This is a genomic window from Microbacterium songi (assembly GCF_042747925.1).
In the GTDB taxonomy this organism is placed as follows: Bacteria; Actinomycetota; Actinomycetes; order Actinomycetales; family Microbacteriaceae; genus Microbacterium.
The window spans coordinates 91,316-107,499 of record NZ_JBHZIE010000001.1 but is presented as its reverse complement, the minus strand read 5'-3'; the positions used below and the strand labels follow the sequence as shown (position 1 = coordinate 107,499).

Here is a 16,184-nt window from a genome sequence, read left to right as displayed (position 1 = left end):
GGGATGCCGCGACCGCGCGGGGCGCGGCATCCCGAGTCGATACGGCCGAACGCCGAATCGAGATGATCAGCGGAAGTCCGCCACGTACGACTCGTACTCGTCGCCCAGCGCCTGCTGCACGTCGGCCGGCGACTTCGTGCCGTTCACGAGCTCCTGCAGTTCGGCGACGATCGTGTCGTAGAACGTGGGGGTCGGCCAGTCGGGGTAGAACGCGAGACCGTCCTTCTCGTTGACGGCGTTGAACGCCTGGATGAGTTCGAGGCTCTTGGCGTCGGTGATGTCGGCCTCGTCCGCGGCCACCGGCAGGCCGCCGTTGTTGCCGATAAGCGCCTGGATCTCGGGACGCATCGTGATGTCGATGAACTCATAGGCGAGGTCCTTGTTCTTCGCGCTCTCCGGAACCACCCACATGTTGCCGGCGGAGCCCAGGCTGAGGTCGCTGCCGGGGAAGGGGAAGATGCCGAAGTCGAAGTCCGTGATCTCGTTCACGAAGCGGCCGTACCACCAGCTGCCGGACACGAAGATCGGTGCGGAGCCGTTGATGAACGACACGCCGGCATCCTCTGCCTTCTGGCCGGAGACGTCCTTCGAGATGTACCCGGCGTCGACGTAGTCCTTCAACGTCTCGGTCGCGTAGCTGATCTCGTCGCCCTGCCAGTCCACCGGGTTCTTGTAGAGCTGGTAGTCGTCCACGAAGCCGCGGTCCGCCTGGCTGAGTGCGAGCTGATACCAGAGCTGTCCGAGCGGGTACTCCAGGCCGGCCTCCGCCAGGGGCGTGACACCCTGGGCGACGAAGGCGTCGAGCACGTCGACGAATTCGTCGTAGGTGGTCGGGATCTCAAGACCGGCAGCGGCGAACATGTCCTTGTTGTAGTAGACCGTGACGAACTCGCCGTAGTTCGGCACTCCGTACCACTCACCCGAGCCCATGATGCCGTCGTCGCTGTACTTCGCCGTCGTCTGCAGAGCGGGTGCGAGTTTGTCGGCCCAGCCGTACTCTTCGACGGCCTCGGTCATGTTGGTCAGCAGGCCTTGACTGGCCAAGAGCCCCGCGGTGGCGTTGCCCTTGTTGTATTCGAGGATGTCGGGCGCCTCGTCGGAGTTCAGCACCTGACTTGCGGTCGAGCGGATCTGCTCGAAGCTCTTCTCCTCGAATTCGACGGTGGCGCCGGTCTCCTCTTCGAAGGTCTTGATGGCCTGATCCCACGCGATGCCCATCGCGCTGGTCTCGGACTCGTAGTGCCAGAGGGTGAGGGAGTTCCCGTCGCCGCTCTCGGCGGCGCCGCCGCTTCCGGAGCAACCGGCGAGAGCGAGCGCGCCGACGGTGAGGAGGCCGGCCGCCGCCGTGAGCCGCGCGCGGGTTTTCCGGGTGTGTAGCTGTGCCATCTTCGGCATTCCTTTCCTGGTGACCAACTCTGGTCGTGGGTGGGGTGGTGGTGCGGTGGTGCAGTCCGGGGAATTTGTCGAAGCGCTTCGATGATGCGCGAACGGCAGGGGATCCGTCATGAGGGTCAGTCCTCCGCCGCAGCGACCCGGCCGACGGATCCGTGATGTTGGTAGATCGGGGCGATGAGGTACACGCCCGGGGCGGGTGCCGTGTCGCCCAGGGCCCGCATGGCGAGGTCGACAGCCAGATCGCAGGATGCCGTGGGCACGAGCGGCACGCAGTCCAGGGCGATCGCGAACCGAGTGGTGTCGAAGGTGCCACCCACGGAAACGACCGAGACATCTCCCGGAACCTCGAGACCGCGCTCGGCGAGCTCGGCGAGCACCGTGATGTGCGCATCATCGCCGCAGTGCAGCACGAAGCCTGTGACCCCTGCATCCACGAGCTGACCGACGGCGGCCCTCGTGGCCGCGGCCGAGACGAGGGCGTCGCCGGTCGTGCGAAACGACGCGTCCATGTGCAGCTCGGCGGCACGCTGGACGAACCCGGCACGGACGCGCGGGGGGAAGTTCGAGTGCTCGTAGGCGGCCGCGGGGTGTCCGATCAGGCCGAGATTCTCATGCCCCGCCGATGCGAGTCGATCCACCGCGAGTGCAGCGGCGGCCTCGAAGTCGAGGTCGACGCAGATGAGCCCATCACGGTCGTCGGGGACACCGATGAAGATCGTCGTGATCTCGAGCTGACGCGCGAGATCGACGCGCCGGTCGCGCGGCGCGACGTCCAGGACGAGGATCGCGTCCACGAGACCGCTGTCGGCCACGCGCCGCATCCCCGCCGCGGCTTCCTCTTCTGTCAGGAGCAGGACGTCGTAGTCCTGGCGCCGCGCGGCAATGGAAGTCGCGAGGACGAAAGCCATGTGCGTGGGGGCGTGCGTGTCGAGCCGGAACGGCTCGGTGAGGGCGAAGATGTTGGTGCGATTTCCCGCGAGCATCCGGGCGCCGGCGTTCGCCCGGTAGCCGAGCTCCTGCACCGCGGCCTCCACCCGGAGCCTGGTCGAGTCCGACACCGGGCGCTTGCCGCTGAGTGCGTACGAGACGGTGCTGATCGAGACGCCGGCGGCGGTGGCCACTTCGTCGATCTTCACCATGGTGACTCCATCGTCGTATGAGTGTTCCGGCGGATGCGGATTCGTCGAAGCGCTTCGCGAAACGCTTCGACAGCCACTGTAGGCATTCTCGACCGCGAATGCAACGGGTATGTGGATACTCGCAACTTATCCCGGTCCGCTCCTCTCCTCGGCGTCACGGAGAATAGACGGGTGAAACTTCTCGTTGCCGCCCTCGACGCGGAACTCGTCGCCTTCCCGAACGATCTCGCGGGTTTCGACCGCCTCGTGACCGGCCCCGGAAAGCTGCAGGCCGCCTACGCGCTGACGAGAGCCCTCGACGCCGCGAACTACGACGAGATCCTGGTCGTCGGCACCGCCGGAGCGATCGACCCGCAGCTCGAGGCATCCGTCTATGACATCGAGGCAGCCATTCAGCATGACGTCACCGACATCGACGGCATCGTCGGACAGCACGTGTCGCTCCCCCGTCGCGTGGAGACCGGCCGGCCGGGCGTCACGATCGCGACCGGCGACCACTTCGTCGACGACGCGGTGGCCGCCCAGGCGATCCGCCCGCTCGGAGCGGGCATGGTCGACATGGAGACGTACGCCTACATCTGGGTCGCCGAGCAGTTCGGTGTTCCGATCCGCGTCCTCAAGTCGGTGTCGGATCGCGCCCAGGACGACGCGCACACGGACTGGCACGACACGGTGACGGCCTGCAGCGCGCAGCTGCGACAGCGCGTGCTCGACCTCTACGGAGTCTGAGCCGCGGCGGTCTTCGGCTTCTTCCCGGCCTTGCCCGAACGGCGACGAGCCGACAGGTCGACGACCGAGATGATGAACGCGCCGGCGATGAAGAGTCCGACCGAGATCATCCCGAACCCGTAGGCGTCGTGGTAGACGATGGCATCGCCGGTCGCCCCGTTCTCGCGGTAGATCGTCGCGTAGAAGAGCGCGAGCGCGACCGCGGTGCCGATGGCAGTGCCGATGCGTTGGCCGAGCTGTCCGACAGAACCCGCGAGCCCACCCTGCTTGACCGGGATGTCGGCGAGGGTCAGGGTCTGGTTCGGCGCGATCACGAGGCCACCGCCGATCCCGCCGATCACCATCACCCCGGCCATCACGAAGGGCGTGATCGAATCGGGCACGTACAGCGCCGTCAGGACCAGCCCGGCGATGCAGACGAGCACGAGCACCAACCCCCACACCACGACGGGGCGACCGTACTTGATGACGATATTGCCACCCACCCACGACGAGATGGCGCTTGCCAGCGCGAATCCGATGGTCACCATGCCGGCGAAGACGGGCTCGATCCCGAGGCCGCTCTGAAGGTAGAGCGTCGTGAGCAGGAAGAGCGACGGCGCGGCGGCGAAGTACATGGCCTGCAGCAGCGTGCCGTTGCGGAACGAGGACACGTCGAACAGACCGAACGGGATGAGAGGCTGACGGCCGGATGCCGCGTACCGGCGTTCCCACGCGACGAAACCGGCCGCGAACAGCACGAAGGCCACAAGCAGCCACCACCGCTGGGGGTTGTCGGCGGGTGAGCCGGTCGTGAACAGGAACGGCCACATCAGGGCGATGATCGTCAGCCCGAACAGCAAGACACCGACGGGGTCGAGCTCGATCTTCTTCTTCTTCCCCGCCGCCCGCGTGCTCGGCAGCACCCAGGCCGCGAGTCCGATCGCGGCGAGTCCGAGCGGGATGTTCATCCAGAAGATATAGCGCCATCCGTCGCTCGCGCCCCCCAGCGCGATCATGAGCCCGCCCAGCGTCGGACCGAATGCGGTGGCGACACCGATCGTCGCGCCGAACAGACCGAATGCCTTCCCGCGCTCTTTGCCTTGGAAGAGCTGCTGGATGAGACCGAGAACCTGCGGCATCTGGATGCCCGCCGCGATGCCCTGGATGAGCCGTGAAACCAGCAGCACGGTCGTGTTCGGGGCGAGCGCGCAGGCGAGACTCGCGAGCGTGAAGAGCGAGAGGCCGACGATGAACAGCATGCGTCGTGAGCGCTGATCACCCAAGCGCCCCATCGGAACGAGAAAAAGACCGAAGGTGAGGACGTAGCCGGAGACGATGAGCTGCAGCTCCGTCGAGCCTGCGTCGAAAGCCTGCTCGATGGACGGCAACGCGACGTTGACCTTCGACAGGTCGAGGATCGTGATCGCGGCGACCGTGACGCAGACCCAGAAGGCACGCCATCGCTTGGCGGGAGAGAGCTCGATCGTGAGCGTCTGCGGAGCGGCTGAGGCGGTATCCCGTGAGTTCGACATCACCCTCAGAGTATCGCCGTGCGACGATCTGCGCTCTTCGGGTCGCCTCGGGCTCAGGAGCGGTCGGACCGGCCGCTGACCAACGACCGCAAGAGGAAGAAGACGACCAGCGCGACGACGGCGACGATGAGGAGCTTGAAGACGAACGCGATGACCGAGAACAGGACGTTCACGAGAAACCACGCGACGACGATCGCGACGACCACGCCGACGATGGTCCACAGAGTACTGGTGTTCTTCACGGTGTCAGTTTACGCGGCCGGGAACGCCGCTCTCGACGGTGCCTGCTCCCGCCTGCTGGATGACGCTCGGCCCGTTGCGCGTCGCGGAGATGAGGAGCTGAGCCGGTATCTGCTCCTTCATCGCTTCCACGTGGCTGATGACGCCGACCGTCCGACCGCCCTGGCGGAGCTCGTCGAGGGTGCGCATCGCCAATTCGAGGGTGTCGGAGTCGAGCGAGCCGAACCCCTCGTCGACGAAGAGCGTGTCCAGACGCACGCCGCCGGCCCGCGCGGTGACGACCTCGGCGAGTCCCAGCGCGAGCGCCAATGACGCGAGGAACGTCTCACCGCCGGAGAGGGACTGGGCTGGTCGTGCCCTGCCCGTGTAGGCGTCGAGGATCTCAAGACCCAGTCCCGAGGCCGCATTGCGCGCGGCGCGGGCGTCACTGTGGGCGAGGCGGTAGCGGCCCGCCGACATGTCGTCGAGTCGGAGGTTCGCCGCCGCCACGATCTCTTCGAGTTCTGCCGCGAGGACGTACGTCTCGAGATCCATGCGCGCGGCATTACGGCCGCTGACGGCATCGGCGAGGCTCGCGACCACGGCATGATCTGCAGCGAGCGCCGCCGTGGATGCGTGATCCGTCTTCGCCCGGGCGATCAGCGCCGCCAGCGTCTCGGCGACCTGCACAGCGGACTGCGCAGCGATGACCGTCGCGTTCCAGCGCGAACGCACCACGTCGACGAGGGATTGCGAGCCGTCGAGGTCTACCAGCTCGTCCGGCACGCCCGCGAGCTCGACTTCGAGCTCCCGCAGTCTGTCCCGCTCCGTCGCGAGCAAGATCTCGTGAGCGCGGACGCGACGGTCGATCTGCGCCCGCGTCTCCTCGTCGAGGAGCGCGGCCGACGCTGCGGCGGTGTCGTCGAAATCGGATGCCGCGACCCGCGCGTCGCGCAGCGCGACGGCGTCGCGCAGCACGTCGTCGGAAGCCCGTCTCTTCTGCACCGCCGCAACCAGCTCCCTTCCGAGAGCTCGTCGGGCGGTCAGGTCTCCGATCCGCGCGCTCACCGAAGGGAACTCCCCACGGGCGGCATCGACGGCCTGTCGGGCGGCGGCGAGGCGCTCGGCGGTGACGGCGTCAGCGCGTGCCGCATCGGCGAGTGACGTGCGGAGGAGGTCGTGCTCCCTTTCGCACTCGAGTCGTTCCGCCTCGAGTGCGACACGATCGGCCTCGAGGCGCGAGCGCTCGACCGCGCGCCGCTCGGCCTCCTCGACGGCGCGGTGCGCCGCAGAGAGGCGGTCGGCCGCCTGCTCGAGATCGTCGCCTCCGGCGCGGAGCACCGCCGCGGCGTGGGCCTCTCGGGCGGCGCGTGCGGCGTCGGCCGCCGCGCCCTCCGCCTCGACCGCGGCGCTGCGCTCGTTCTCGCTTCGCGCGAGATCGGCGTCGGTGACGGGCTCGAGGTTCGGTGCTGCCGGGTGGGGGTGGTCGACCCCTCCGCAGACCGGGCATGGTTCGCCGTCGATCAGGGTCGATGCGAGTTCTCCGGCATAGCCGTCGAGGCGGTGGCGCAGCAGAGAGGTCACGGTGTGCCCGGCGTGCTCCGACGCCCTGATCCGCTCGGCGTAAATGCGCTCGAGGTCGCGAAGACTCTCGTGCAGGGTGCGTGCCTCGGTCGCCGCCGCGTGCGCCGCCTGCGCTGCCGCCGCCCCCGAGCGCGCAGACTCGAGAGTTCCGTCCGCACCCTCGAGAGGCGCGAGCGCACGCGCCACCTCGGCGAGACGCTCGGGGATGATCTCGCGGCGCGCGACGACCTCGGACAGACGTGACGTCGCTGTGTCGACTTCTGCGGACCGCAGGGCGGCGTCGTCCTCGAGGCGGACCAGCTCGCGCTCCTGGTCGGCGGCGGCCCCGGCGGTCGCGATGTCTCCCGTCAGACGGTCGATCACCCGTTCCAGCGACGCGGGATCCGGCGCCTCCGCGTCGAAGCCCCCACCGAACTCCGCGTCCATCTCCTCCCCGGCCTCCGACCACGATGCCGCTGCCGCGGCCTCGTGCTCCGCGGCCTCCGCGAGCGCGCGCGCTGCGCGTTCGGCGGCCCGGATCGGATCGCGCAGATTCTCGGCGCGACGAGCGGCGGCCAGTCGATCACGCTCGAGGGCGATCGCGGGCTCGTCCGCCTCCAGGCCGGCCAGCGACGCGCGCGCACGCGCGCGATCCGACTGACGCGCCCGCAGCGCGGTCAGGGCCGAGTGCTCTGCCGCCGCACGCGCGTGATCATCTTCGGCACGATCGCGCTCCTGCGCGAGGGTCTGTGCTCGATAGCGGGCTCGATCGACGGCGCGCTCGCCCCGTGCGATCCGCGCGCCGACGTCGTGCGCCGAGCGGGGAGAGTCGGGGACGTCCGCCTCTTCGCGGGTCTGCGCGCCGGCATCCGAGCGGGCATCCGTGTCGGCGTCCCCTTCGCCGACGGGGCGCGAGCGACCCTGCAGACCCTCCGCATCGATCAGGGATTCCGCCTCGTCGAGAAGGATCTCGACGCCGTGCCCCGCGCGAGCGAGGATCTGCTCGCCCTCCTTCCGACGGGCTTCGACCGCCGTGCGGTAGTCGACGTAGGTACGGGAGCCGAAGAGGGTCCGCAGCAGTGCCTGGCGATCGTCGTTGCCCGCCAGCAGAAAATCCGCGAAGCGGTTCTGGGCGAGCAGGATCACCTGCAGGAACTGCTGGTGGGTGAGTCCGAGGATCTCTTCGAGCAGGTGGGCGACCTCCCGGGCACGCGCTGCGCGCCCCACCCACTCCCCCGACACCGCCTCCTCGAGCAGGGCGGAGGGAGCCACCTTCGTCAGGCCCGTCCCCCGCGCGCGGGCGCGCTCGTACTCGGGTGAGCGGGTGACGCGCCAGTGCGTACCGGCCACGCTGAACTCGAGGCGCACTTCGGTGACGTCCTCCGGTGTGCAGTAGTCGCTGCGAAGACGCTTCTCGCCGCCGGCATACCGCGGCACGCTCCCGAAGAGCGCGAAGCTCACCCCGTCGAGCACGCTCGACTTACCGGCACCCGTGCGCCCGGAGATCAGGAAGATCCCGTCGTCGTCGAACGCGTCGAAGTCGACCGTCTGACGCGCGGCGAACGGACCGAACCCCTCGAGTTCCAGGCGGTGCAGTTTCACGAGCTCACCCGCGCGCTCACACGACGACGGCCGTGGCGACGCTCTCGTCGACGATCGCGCGGATCAGATCGCGCTCGGCGACCGTCGCACCGACGCCGTTGCGGACGTGGGCGAGGAATCCGTCGATGAGCTGCACGTCGTCGTGCGCCTCGCGCACTCGGTCGGCGTACGTCGCCCCTTCCCGCGTATGCAGGACGGCGGGGCTGTGAGCCACGATCGCGCAGTGAGGGAAGCGCGCCTGCAGCCGACGCATCGGATCGGGCTGCGCGGCCGTATCGGTGTAGCGCGCGAACACCCAGGCGTCCTCGAACGAGGCGAATCGCGAGTCGTGCAGCAGCTCATCGAGGGTGGCGCGCAGCGTGACCACCGCGCGCGGCACCGGAAGATCGAGCCATTCCACGCGGGCCAGGCCGTCGGCGTCGAGGTCGACGAGCCACGAGCCACGGGGTTTGCCCCCCTCGCCGAAGTTGTAGTGCAACGGCGCGCCGGCGTAGCGGACCGCATCCGACAGCCGCTGCCGGCCGTGGATGTGACCCAGCGCCATGTAGTCCATCCCCTCGAACACCGACAGGGGCACGACATCGAGACCGCCCTGCTGGATGTCGCGCTCGAGGTGCGGCGTCGGTTCGACACCCGCCGCGAAGCAGTGGGCGATGGCGACGGAGCGCCCGCCCCGGGCAGCCAGATCGGCGCGGACGAGCGACATCGCATGCGCCATCGTCTGCGCCTGGCTGCGGAGGTCGATCGGCGCCCATACGTGCCGCACGATGGCCGGCTCGAGGTAGGGGATGCCGTAGAACTGCACCTCGCCGTGGTCATCGGCGATCGTGATCGGTGTGCCGACGCCCTGCGGGTCGGTCAGCACGTGGATGCCTTCGCGCAGGAGGCGCGATTGGAAGCCGAGCCGTGCCGTCGAGTCATGATTGCCGCTCGTGACGATCACCCGCGCACCCGCGTCGCGCAGCGCGCCGAGCGCATCGCTGAGCAGTGTGTAGCACCCCGCGGCGGGGGTGGCGGAGTCGAAGACGTCGCCGGCGATCACGACGACGTCGACGTCGTTCTCTCCGACCTGCACCACGAGCGCCTCGAGCACACCACGGAGCGCGTCGAGCGTGGAGTGACCGTGGAAGGTCCGCCCGATGTGCCAGTCGGAGGTGTGCAGGATGCGCATGCTCACACGCTACGAGACACCGCCGACATCGCCGGCGAGGCGTGCGGCGGGTTCGCCCACAGCGATGACGGGACGGCATGTCGGGACACGAATCCGTAACACGCGCCGCGTAGCCTGCCGGGATGGAGCTGCCCGACGTGACCGTCGTCTACCTGCTCCGCCCGCGGGCGGACGGGGGCACCGACGTGCTGCTGGGGTACAAGCGCATGGGAATGGGACTGGGCCGGGTCGTCGGCATCGGCGGCAAGGTCGAGGAGGGCGAGACGATCCGCGGGGGCGCCGTCCGCGAGATGCACGAAGAGACCGGCCTGCACATCGAGGCATCCGATCTCGAGCCCGTCGGCGTGCTCGAATACCTCTTTCCCGCGCAGCCGTCGTGGTCGCAGCGCTCGCACGTCTTCACGTGCACGACCTGGAGCGGAGAGCCGCGCGAGACGGACGAGATCGTGCCGCGGTGGTTCACGCTCGACGACGTTCCCTACGACCGCATGTGGGACGACGCGTCCCGGTGGCTCCCGTCGGTGCTGCGGGGCGGCTCGATCGCGGCGACGTTCATCTTCGGGGACGACCTCGCCACCGTCGTTCAGGAGGAGCGCCGCACCGCGTGAAGATCCGGATGCCGCAAGATGGGAGCAGCGGAGTCGGAGGGGCGGCGTGATGAGTGTTGTGGGTGAGTCGCCCGAGCAATCCCCGCCCACCGTCGCACCCCGACGACCGGCGGGTCGTGGGAGTCGTGTGGCAGCGCTGATCCTCTCGATCGTCGCCATCGTTTGGGCGCTCCTCGCCCTCGGCACGTCCGTCCTCGCTCTGATCGGCGCGCTCGGCGGCGAGCTGTCGGCGGATGCCCTCGAGAACGCGCGGGCGGTGAGCACCGTCGCCTCGATCGCCACGAGTGTTCCCCTGGCGCTCGGGATCGTCGCGTTCGTGCTGAGCCTGCGGGGGGTGTTCCGAGCGGGCATCGTGCTGTCGCTGATCGCCGGCCTGCTCGTGGTCGCCACCATCGTCGTCGGCGGCGTGGCGGGCGCGCGCGCCGGAGAAACCATCGACGCCTCCGCCCCCGGCCCGACCGCGTCGGCCGGCCCCCGGCCGAGCGCGACAGGTGATGCGTGGCTGACGCAGCCCCTCACGTGGGAAGGGGGGCTCGATGTGCCCACGGACAGCACGCTGTCCACCCTCGACTCCTTCGCGACCCTCCCCGAATGGACGCGCTCCGCGTCGTCCGACACCGAGAACTGGACGAACGCGAGTACCGGCTGCACGGTGCAGTTCGGGCGTCTCCAGGTACCCGACGACGCGCTCGGGGCCGGCGACCGCGCGGCCAGCGTCCAGGCCATCGCCGGCTACCTGGGCACCGCGTTCGACGAGGCCGACGCCACCGACGTCCAACTCCACTACGCACCTGCGGCGACCGACACCGGACTGATCGCGGACGCCGTCGTGATCGCGGTCTCCGGTGCCGGGTTCTCGGAGTTCTACGTCAGCCGCGCGAGCACCGCGAACGCGCAGGCCGTGCTCGTCCTCAGCCGCTGCCCGTCCGATGACCTCGCCGATCAGACGCTGGGGATCATTCAGCAGAACATCGCGCTCTCGCTGGTCGCCGGCACGTTCTGATCGAAAGGCGCTCGATGACGTCCCCCGGCACACCCCCCGATCCTCTCCGGAGCACTCCCGCCGTCACGCCCACCGTTCCTGCGGAGCTGGCGCGATCCGCGCCGCTCGCGCGATGGGCATGCTTCCTCATCGGTGCGGGGGCCGCGATCGCGGGACTCGCCCCGTGGCTGGTCACCGGCATGCGGCTGCCCCTGCAGAATCTGTGGGAGGACGCCACGTCACCCGACGACATGCCGCTGGTGCTGCTTCCGTTCAGCCAGTACGCCGTCATCCTGCTCTTCAGCATCATCGTCGTCGGAGCCGCCCTCGCGGGTCTCTGCGCGCGGCCGTTGAGCGCTCGCATGCCCGTCGGCGGCCGCGCCCTCGTGATGGTCGGCGTGATCTCCGTCCAGCTGATCGCCGTCGTCCAGACCGCCGCGGTGGTGGGCGACGGCCTGCAGGACCGTACCGAGTCGGCCTTCTACCTCACGGCGCTCGTGGTCGGCACCGTCTGTTCGATGGCGGCGGGGGTCGTCGCATTCTGGCTCATCGCCCGCGCGCCGCGGGCGGGTGCGCTGCTCGGCCTGACCGTCGCGGCCATCGCCGTGAGCCCGTGGCTCACGCAGCTGGTGTCACCGTTCGGCACGGTCCCCTCCGACGTCGTCGTGTGGGTGCTCGCGGGTGCGCAGTGGATCACGCCTGTGCTGACCGGCATCGCCATCGGGTGGACCGGACTGAACACCGTGGGCCGGATGCTGTCGTCCCTGGTGGCTCTGGCACTCGTGTGGGTCGCACCGGCGCTCGTGACCGGGCTGGCGAGTGCGACGGGGACGCGCGTCCTCGCGAGCGATCTGGCCGGGATGGCCGACTACGGCGTGCAGATCTTCGTCACGGCGTTGTTCATCCCCGAACTGGCTGCCCGGCCGATCATCGCGGCTGTCGTTGCGGCGGCCCTGTCCTACGCCGTGTTCTTCATGCTCGGACGGCGACGAGCCGCTCAGCTCGCGGCTGCCACGTCCACGGCTGCGCCGACGCGCGGCGCGTAGCGGCCGGACGCCTCTGCCCGCGCCCGGGCCTTCGCGGCCTCCTCTTCGCGGTTCTTCGGCGGAGCGACGGCCACGAGATCCTGGAGGAGATGTCCGGTGATGTGGGCGATCTCGGCCACCGCGTGATCGAAGGCCGCCTGGTTGGCTTTGGACGGCTTGGTGGTTCCGGCGATCTTCCGCACGTACTGCAATGCGGCGGCCTGGATCTCGTCGTTCGACGCCGCGGGCTCGAAGTTGTGAAGGGTGTGGATGTTCCGGCACATACGTCGACGGTACGCCGACACCGCGCCCGAGAACAGGGCGGGTGCGTGGCGCACCGCGCGGGCGGGTCCGTCAGCCCTCAGGAGGACTCGGGCGTCGTTCCGCGCACTTCGTGCACCAGCGCCGTGCGCTGATCATCGGTGACATCGATACCCGTGTCGCGCAGCCGCTGGCGGAGTACCTCCTCGACCCGCTCATGGTCGCCGTCGGCGACGTCTTGACGTGTCTGCGCGACGATGCCGGCCAGTTTGTCGTCGATGGACGCGTCATGCATGTCCATCATCGGCTCCGTCTGCTGGTCCGCGGCTGCCGCGCTTCCCGTGCTCGCCGAGTCCGACATCAGGACTGCTCCTCGTGTTCCTCGTCGGTGACCAGGTCGGCATCGAGCCCGGCCGTGGCCTCTGCGCCCTCCACGGTGCCGTCATCCTCGGTCGCGGGCGCATCCCCGCCCTTGACCTCGGTGAGGCGGGTGGATCCGATCGCGTCGGCCATCGCGGCGTCGACCGCGGAATCCGCTGTCAGGTCCTTGTCGTCGCTCATGAGAGCTCCCCTCGTCTTCGACCACTCTCGCGCGTGAGACCGCGGCGGTGCCAGGGCTTGACGACCCCGGATGCCGCGACTAGGGCGTGTCAGAGAGATCCGGCGCCGCGTCGTACGACGTGCCCGAGCGCGTGCGGGCGGCGCGCGCCTTCGCGCGATCCGTCTCGATCGCGGCCCCGACGACCTGCCCACCGCTCGTCAAGAGGGCGCGGCGCCACGGCAGCACGCCCTCGATCTCGATCTGGATGGACATCGAGAGGATCGTCCGGATCAAGACGATGATGCCCAGGATCAGGGCGTCCTCGATCGACGGCTTCGACGTGATCGTGCGGATCAGATCGGCGGCGACCAGCACCTCGAGGCCGAGCAGGATGGCTCCTCCGAGGGTATTGCGGAGGGTACCGAACGCCGACGGACCGCCCTCGCCGCGGGAGAGGGCGCGGGCGCCCAGGACGACCGCGATGATGAATCCGATGACCATGGTCAGGGCGCCGATCGCCTCGAATCCGACCGCGATCGCGGTGAAACCAGGCTCCATGTCCACGACGTCAGTGTAGGGCGGTCGCACACGGCGCCGTTCCGCCTGATCCGCCGATCGTCAGGCCGAGCGACGGTGCTGCAGGATGGCGGCGCGGTCGGGGTGCGTGGCGAACCAGTCGGCCACGTACCAGCAGACGGGACTGACCTGACGGCCGCCCTTCTGCTCGAGGTCGGCGACCGCACGATCGACGAGCTCGCCCGCGTAGCCCGACCCGCGGAACGTGGGGATCGTGTACGCCCGCGTCATCGCCACCGTGTGGCCGTCATCCCGGTAGTCCAGCACGCTCACGAGGTCGTCACCGCGGTGCAGGGTGTAGCGGGAGGCGTCCTTCTCATCGGCGAAGCGGAGCTCGTTCATCCGTTAAGGCTACGCCGGGCGCGGACACCCCGCGTCGCGCGACCCGCACCCTCAGCGAACCCTTACCGCAGACTGAGCAAAGTGCGCAGCGTGGGGAGGAAAGGACCTCTGCAACATGGCGATTTGACGCATGGAGACGTATTCGGTCATAATCAGCCTCATGACTGACACCGCACGCTCTCTGTCCGCCCTGGAGGCGAACGGGACTGCCGGCATGATGATGCCCGGCAGCGTCGTCATGTGTTGTCGAATGTGCCGCTGACCAGCTGTCACGCCGGTTGCCGCGTCGTTTCTGAATACGACTCCGCACACCCCCGAGCTCTCCGGATCTGAAGCGCGAGATCGCGCGCCGGATGCCTCGTCCCCGCCCTTTCCGGGCAGACACCGTCGCACCCTCGAACCCCCGTGGGGTTCCCTCCGCAAGGACACCATCATCATGTCGAACACCGCCCTCCTCGAACGTCCGCTCCGCTCCGCGGTGGCGGCTTCCCCCGCCACAGCCGCTTCCGCCGCCGCTCCCACCGGTTCGGCGCGTCCCGCACATCTGCGTGCGGTGCCTCCACTCGCGGATGCGGCGCCCGCCGCGCCCGCCGCCCGCCACCTCCCCCCGGGGACCGCGCCGCGCGGCTTCGCGCTGTACGTCGGCATCGACGAGACGAAGGCCGCGGCATCCGGAGTGAATCTCGGCGTCCTCGTCGACGCGCTTCGCCGTACGCTCGCCGAGATCGCCCCCGACGCCGAGACGTACGCGACCGTCGCGCTCGCCCCGGTCGGCGCCGGCGGTCGGGACGTGGACGTGGTCCGTCTCGCCCTCCACGAGCCGTCGGCTGTCGCCCGCACCAAGGACGAGCCCGCGGAGGAGGACCGCGCCGGAGAAGGCGTCGTCGTGGACATCTCGCGCAAGCGCGTGCTGATCGACGGCGATTCGGCCGCGTTCACCTTCAAGGAGTTCGAGCTCCTGCAGTACCTGGTGCTGCGCGAGGGCCGCACGATCGAGCGCGGCGAGCTGGTCTCGTCGCTCTGGCAGGCCGGCGACGAGGACGCACCAGGCGAGCGCACGATCGACGTGCACGTGCGCCGGCTGCGCGCGAAGCTCGGTCGGTACGAGGACATCGTGCGGACGGTGCGAGGCGTCGGGTATCGGTTCGATCGGCATGCCGACGTGGCGATCCGGTACGGACACGGAACCCCCTCGCCCGACCGCTTCTGACAGGTCCCTCGCAGAGGGCGCCGGCGGGGGACGACGTCGCGTGGGATGTCGCGGGTCCCGCGTAGGGTGTCGGCATGACCTCGCACACCGAGGCCCCGCGCACCGAGACCGGGCGAGGGGACAGCTCTCGACTCGAGACGGAGTACCGACCGCGGCATCCCCTCGAGATGCGGCGGGCGGTGATGTACCAGCGACACGGTGCAGGCGACCCGACGATGTTCGAGCACGCCGGCGTGATCTGGCGTGCCAGCCGCACGCCACTCGGGGTCGCGACCCTCGCCATCCGCGAGAGCACGCCCGGGGTCATCCGTGGCGCCGCATGGGGACCGGGAGCGGCGTGGGCACTCGACCAGCTGCCTGCCCTGTGCGGGGCAGAGGATGACCCGTCGGGGTTCGACCCGTCGGCGCACCCGCTCATCGCCGATGCCCACCATCGGCATCCGGGCCTGCGGATCGGGCGCACCGATCTGGTGTTCGACGCGCTCGCCAGCGCGATCATCGAGCAGAAGGTCACCTCCGTGCAGGCTTTCGGTGCATGGCGGCGCATCGTGTCGTGGTACGGCGAGAGGGCACCGGGCCCGACCCCGCGCGCGATGTTCGCACCGCCGTCGACCGAGGGGTGGCGCCATGTGCCGTCGTGGGCGTGGCACCGTGCGGGCCTCGAACCGCCGCAGTCCCGGACCATCGTCGCGGCTGCGCGTCGCGGCGACACCATCGTCCGAGCGACCCATCGAGCGGAGGACGGCGAGGGACGCGACCGCGTGCTGATCTCGCTGAAGGGCGTGGGAGCGTGGACGTCGGCCGAGACGCGCATCCGGGCGTTCGGCGATCCTGACGCCGTGAGCGTCGGCGACTTCCACCTCGCGCACGAGGTCGGCTACGCCCTCACCGGGGAGCGCACCGACGACGACGGCATGGTCCGGCTCCTGGCGATGTGGCCGGGTCATCGTCAGCGCGTGATCCGCCTCATCGAGACGACGGGAGTCCGCGAGCCGCGGCGGGGGCCGCGGCTCCATCCGGAGGATCACCGCGATCGCTGAGAGCCTGGACCATAAGCTGAGTCCATGAGCACTCCCCCGTCACGGTCCCGCACCGGCTTCCCCCGAGGACGACTCGGCTGGATCGTCGGGACCGTCGTCCTGTTCGGCGTCGGTGCCCTGGTGGGCATGGCGCTCGGCAGCGTGTGGCTCGGGCTGTTCCTCGCCGCGATCGTGTCGATCGGATGGCTGATCGCCTACGAGTCCTGGCGTGGACGGACCGTCGGTCTCGACGACCCGCACGACGACGGCGCACAGATCTAGGAGGGC

Annotated in this window: 18 protein-coding genes; 7 read left to right on the top strand and 11 right to left on the bottom strand. The window is 69.5% G+C overall.

What is annotated here, in order from left to right; translation table 11 throughout:
• Nucleotides 1-66: 66 nt before the first annotated feature.
• Nucleotides 67-1,386, bottom strand: coding sequence for an ABC transporter substrate-binding protein (locus ACFM35_RS00545; RefSeq protein WP_378837033.1), 1,320 nt, complete (start codon nucleotides 1,384-1,386; stop codon nucleotides 67-69).
• 125 nt (nucleotides 1,387-1,511) lie between these two features.
• Nucleotides 1,512-2,534: a LacI family DNA-binding transcriptional regulator gene (locus tag ACFM35_RS00540; RefSeq protein ID WP_378837031.1), complete on the bottom strand. Its 1,023-nt coding sequence runs from the start codon at nucleotides 2,532-2,534 to the stop codon at nucleotides 1,512-1,514.
• 171 nt (nucleotides 2,535-2,705) lie between these two features.
• Here ACFM35_RS00540 and ACFM35_RS00535 point away from each other — a divergent pair, with 171 nt between their 5' ends.
• On the top strand, nucleotides 2,706-3,263 hold the full coding sequence (locus ACFM35_RS00535) for a phosphorylase family protein (RefSeq protein WP_378837028.1): 558 nt from the start codon (nucleotides 2,706-2,708) through the stop codon (nucleotides 3,261-3,263).
• Here the strand turns inward: ACFM35_RS00535 and ACFM35_RS00530 are convergent.
• From ACFM35_RS00530 to ACFM35_RS00515, 4 genes are read right to left on the bottom strand one after another with little or no spacing between them, the layout of a single operon-like run.
• Entirely contained in the window at nucleotides 3,251-4,777 is a 1,527-nt protein-coding gene (locus ACFM35_RS00530; protein WP_378837026.1) for an MFS transporter, read from the bottom strand. The two genes, ACFM35_RS00535 and ACFM35_RS00530, sit on opposite strands and share 13 nt — an antisense overlap.
• Before the next feature lie 53 nt (nucleotides 4,778-4,830).
• Nucleotides 4,831-5,019 (bottom strand): hypothetical protein, encoded by a 189-nt coding sequence (locus ACFM35_RS00525; protein ID WP_378837023.1) that lies wholly within the window; start codon nucleotides 5,017-5,019, stop codon nucleotides 4,831-4,833.
• A 4-nt stretch (nucleotides 5,020-5,023) separates the two neighbouring features.
• Nucleotides 5,024-8,161, bottom strand: a complete 3,138-nt coding sequence (locus ACFM35_RS00520) for an AAA family ATPase (RefSeq protein WP_378837021.1) — start codon at nucleotides 8,159-8,161, stop codon at nucleotides 5,024-5,026.
• 16 nt (nucleotides 8,162-8,177) lie between these two features.
• Entirely contained in the window at nucleotides 8,178-9,332 is a 1,155-nt protein-coding gene (locus ACFM35_RS00515) for an exonuclease SbcCD subunit D (RefSeq protein WP_378837018.1), read from the bottom strand.
• A 122-nt stretch (nucleotides 9,333-9,454) separates the two neighbouring features.
• Here ACFM35_RS00515 and ACFM35_RS00510 point away from each other — a divergent pair, with 122 nt between their 5' ends.
• The 3 genes from ACFM35_RS00510 (at nucleotide 9,455) to ACFM35_RS00500 (ending at nucleotide 11,968) form a co-directional block, all read left to right on the top strand.
• On the top strand, nucleotides 9,455-9,940 hold the full coding sequence (locus tag ACFM35_RS00510) for an 8-oxo-dGTP diphosphatase (RefSeq protein ID WP_378837016.1): 486 nt from the start codon (nucleotides 9,455-9,457) through the stop codon (nucleotides 9,938-9,940).
• A gap of 127 nt (nucleotides 9,941-10,067) precedes the next feature.
• On the top strand, nucleotides 10,068-10,943 hold the full coding sequence (locus ACFM35_RS00505) for a hypothetical protein (protein WP_378837013.1): 876 nt from the start codon (nucleotides 10,068-10,070) through the stop codon (nucleotides 10,941-10,943).
• A gap of 14 nt (nucleotides 10,944-10,957) precedes the next feature.
• Entirely contained in the window at nucleotides 10,958-11,968 is a 1,011-nt protein-coding gene (locus ACFM35_RS00500; RefSeq protein ID WP_378837011.1) for a hypothetical protein, read from the top strand.
• Here the strand turns inward: ACFM35_RS00500 and ACFM35_RS00495 are convergent.
• The 5 genes from ACFM35_RS00495 to ACFM35_RS00475 form a co-directional block, all read right to left on the bottom strand.
• Nucleotides 11,920-12,231 carry a DUF2277 domain-containing protein gene (locus ACFM35_RS00495; protein WP_378837010.1) on the bottom strand — a complete coding sequence of 104 codons (312 nt, stop codon included), beginning with the start codon at nucleotides 12,229-12,231 and terminating at the stop codon, nucleotides 11,920-11,922. The genes ACFM35_RS00500 and ACFM35_RS00495 overlap by 49 nt on opposite strands.
• A gap of 77 nt (nucleotides 12,232-12,308) precedes the next feature.
• Nucleotides 12,309-12,569 carry a hypothetical protein gene (locus ACFM35_RS00490; RefSeq protein ID WP_378837008.1) on the bottom strand — a complete coding sequence of 87 codons (261 nt, stop codon included), beginning with the start codon at nucleotides 12,567-12,569 and terminating at the stop codon, nucleotides 12,309-12,311.
• Complete coding sequence (locus ACFM35_RS00485) at nucleotides 12,569-12,769, bottom strand: hypothetical protein (RefSeq protein ID WP_378837007.1); 201 nt, start codon at nucleotides 12,767-12,769, stop codon at nucleotides 12,569-12,571. Before ACFM35_RS00485 ends, ACFM35_RS00490 begins: the two co-directional genes overlap by 1 nt.
• Before the next feature lie 79 nt (nucleotides 12,770-12,848).
• On the bottom strand, nucleotides 12,849-13,307 hold the full coding sequence (locus ACFM35_RS00480; protein ID WP_378838591.1) for a DUF1622 domain-containing protein: 459 nt from the start codon (nucleotides 13,305-13,307) through the stop codon (nucleotides 12,849-12,851).
• Between the two features lie 60 nt (nucleotides 13,308-13,367).
• A complete protein-coding gene (locus ACFM35_RS00475) occupies nucleotides 13,368-13,667 on the bottom strand; it encodes a GNAT family N-acetyltransferase (protein ID WP_378837006.1) in 300 nt (99 codons plus the stop codon).
• A gap of 436 nt (nucleotides 13,668-14,103) precedes the next feature.
• Between ACFM35_RS00475 and ACFM35_RS00470 the strand changes: the two genes are divergently transcribed.
• The 3 genes from ACFM35_RS00470 (at nucleotide 14,104) to ACFM35_RS00460 (ending at nucleotide 16,178) form a co-directional block, all read left to right on the top strand.
• Nucleotides 14,104-14,877: a winged helix-turn-helix domain-containing protein gene (locus ACFM35_RS00470; protein ID WP_378837004.1), complete on the top strand. Its 774-nt coding sequence runs from the start codon at nucleotides 14,104-14,106 to the stop codon at nucleotides 14,875-14,877.
• Nucleotides 14,878-14,951: 74 nt separating this feature from the next.
• The gene (locus tag ACFM35_RS00465) at nucleotides 14,952-15,917 is read left to right on the top strand and encodes a DNA-3-methyladenine glycosylase family protein (protein WP_378837003.1); all 966 of its coding nucleotides are present in this window, start codon (nucleotides 14,952-14,954) and stop codon (nucleotides 15,915-15,917) included.
• A 24-nt stretch (nucleotides 15,918-15,941) separates the two neighbouring features.
• The gene (locus ACFM35_RS00460; protein ID WP_378837002.1) at nucleotides 15,942-16,178 is read left to right on the top strand and encodes a hypothetical protein; all 237 of its coding nucleotides are present in this window, start codon (nucleotides 15,942-15,944) and stop codon (nucleotides 16,176-16,178) included.
• The last annotated feature ends 6 nt before the right edge of the window (nucleotides 16,179-16,184 follow it).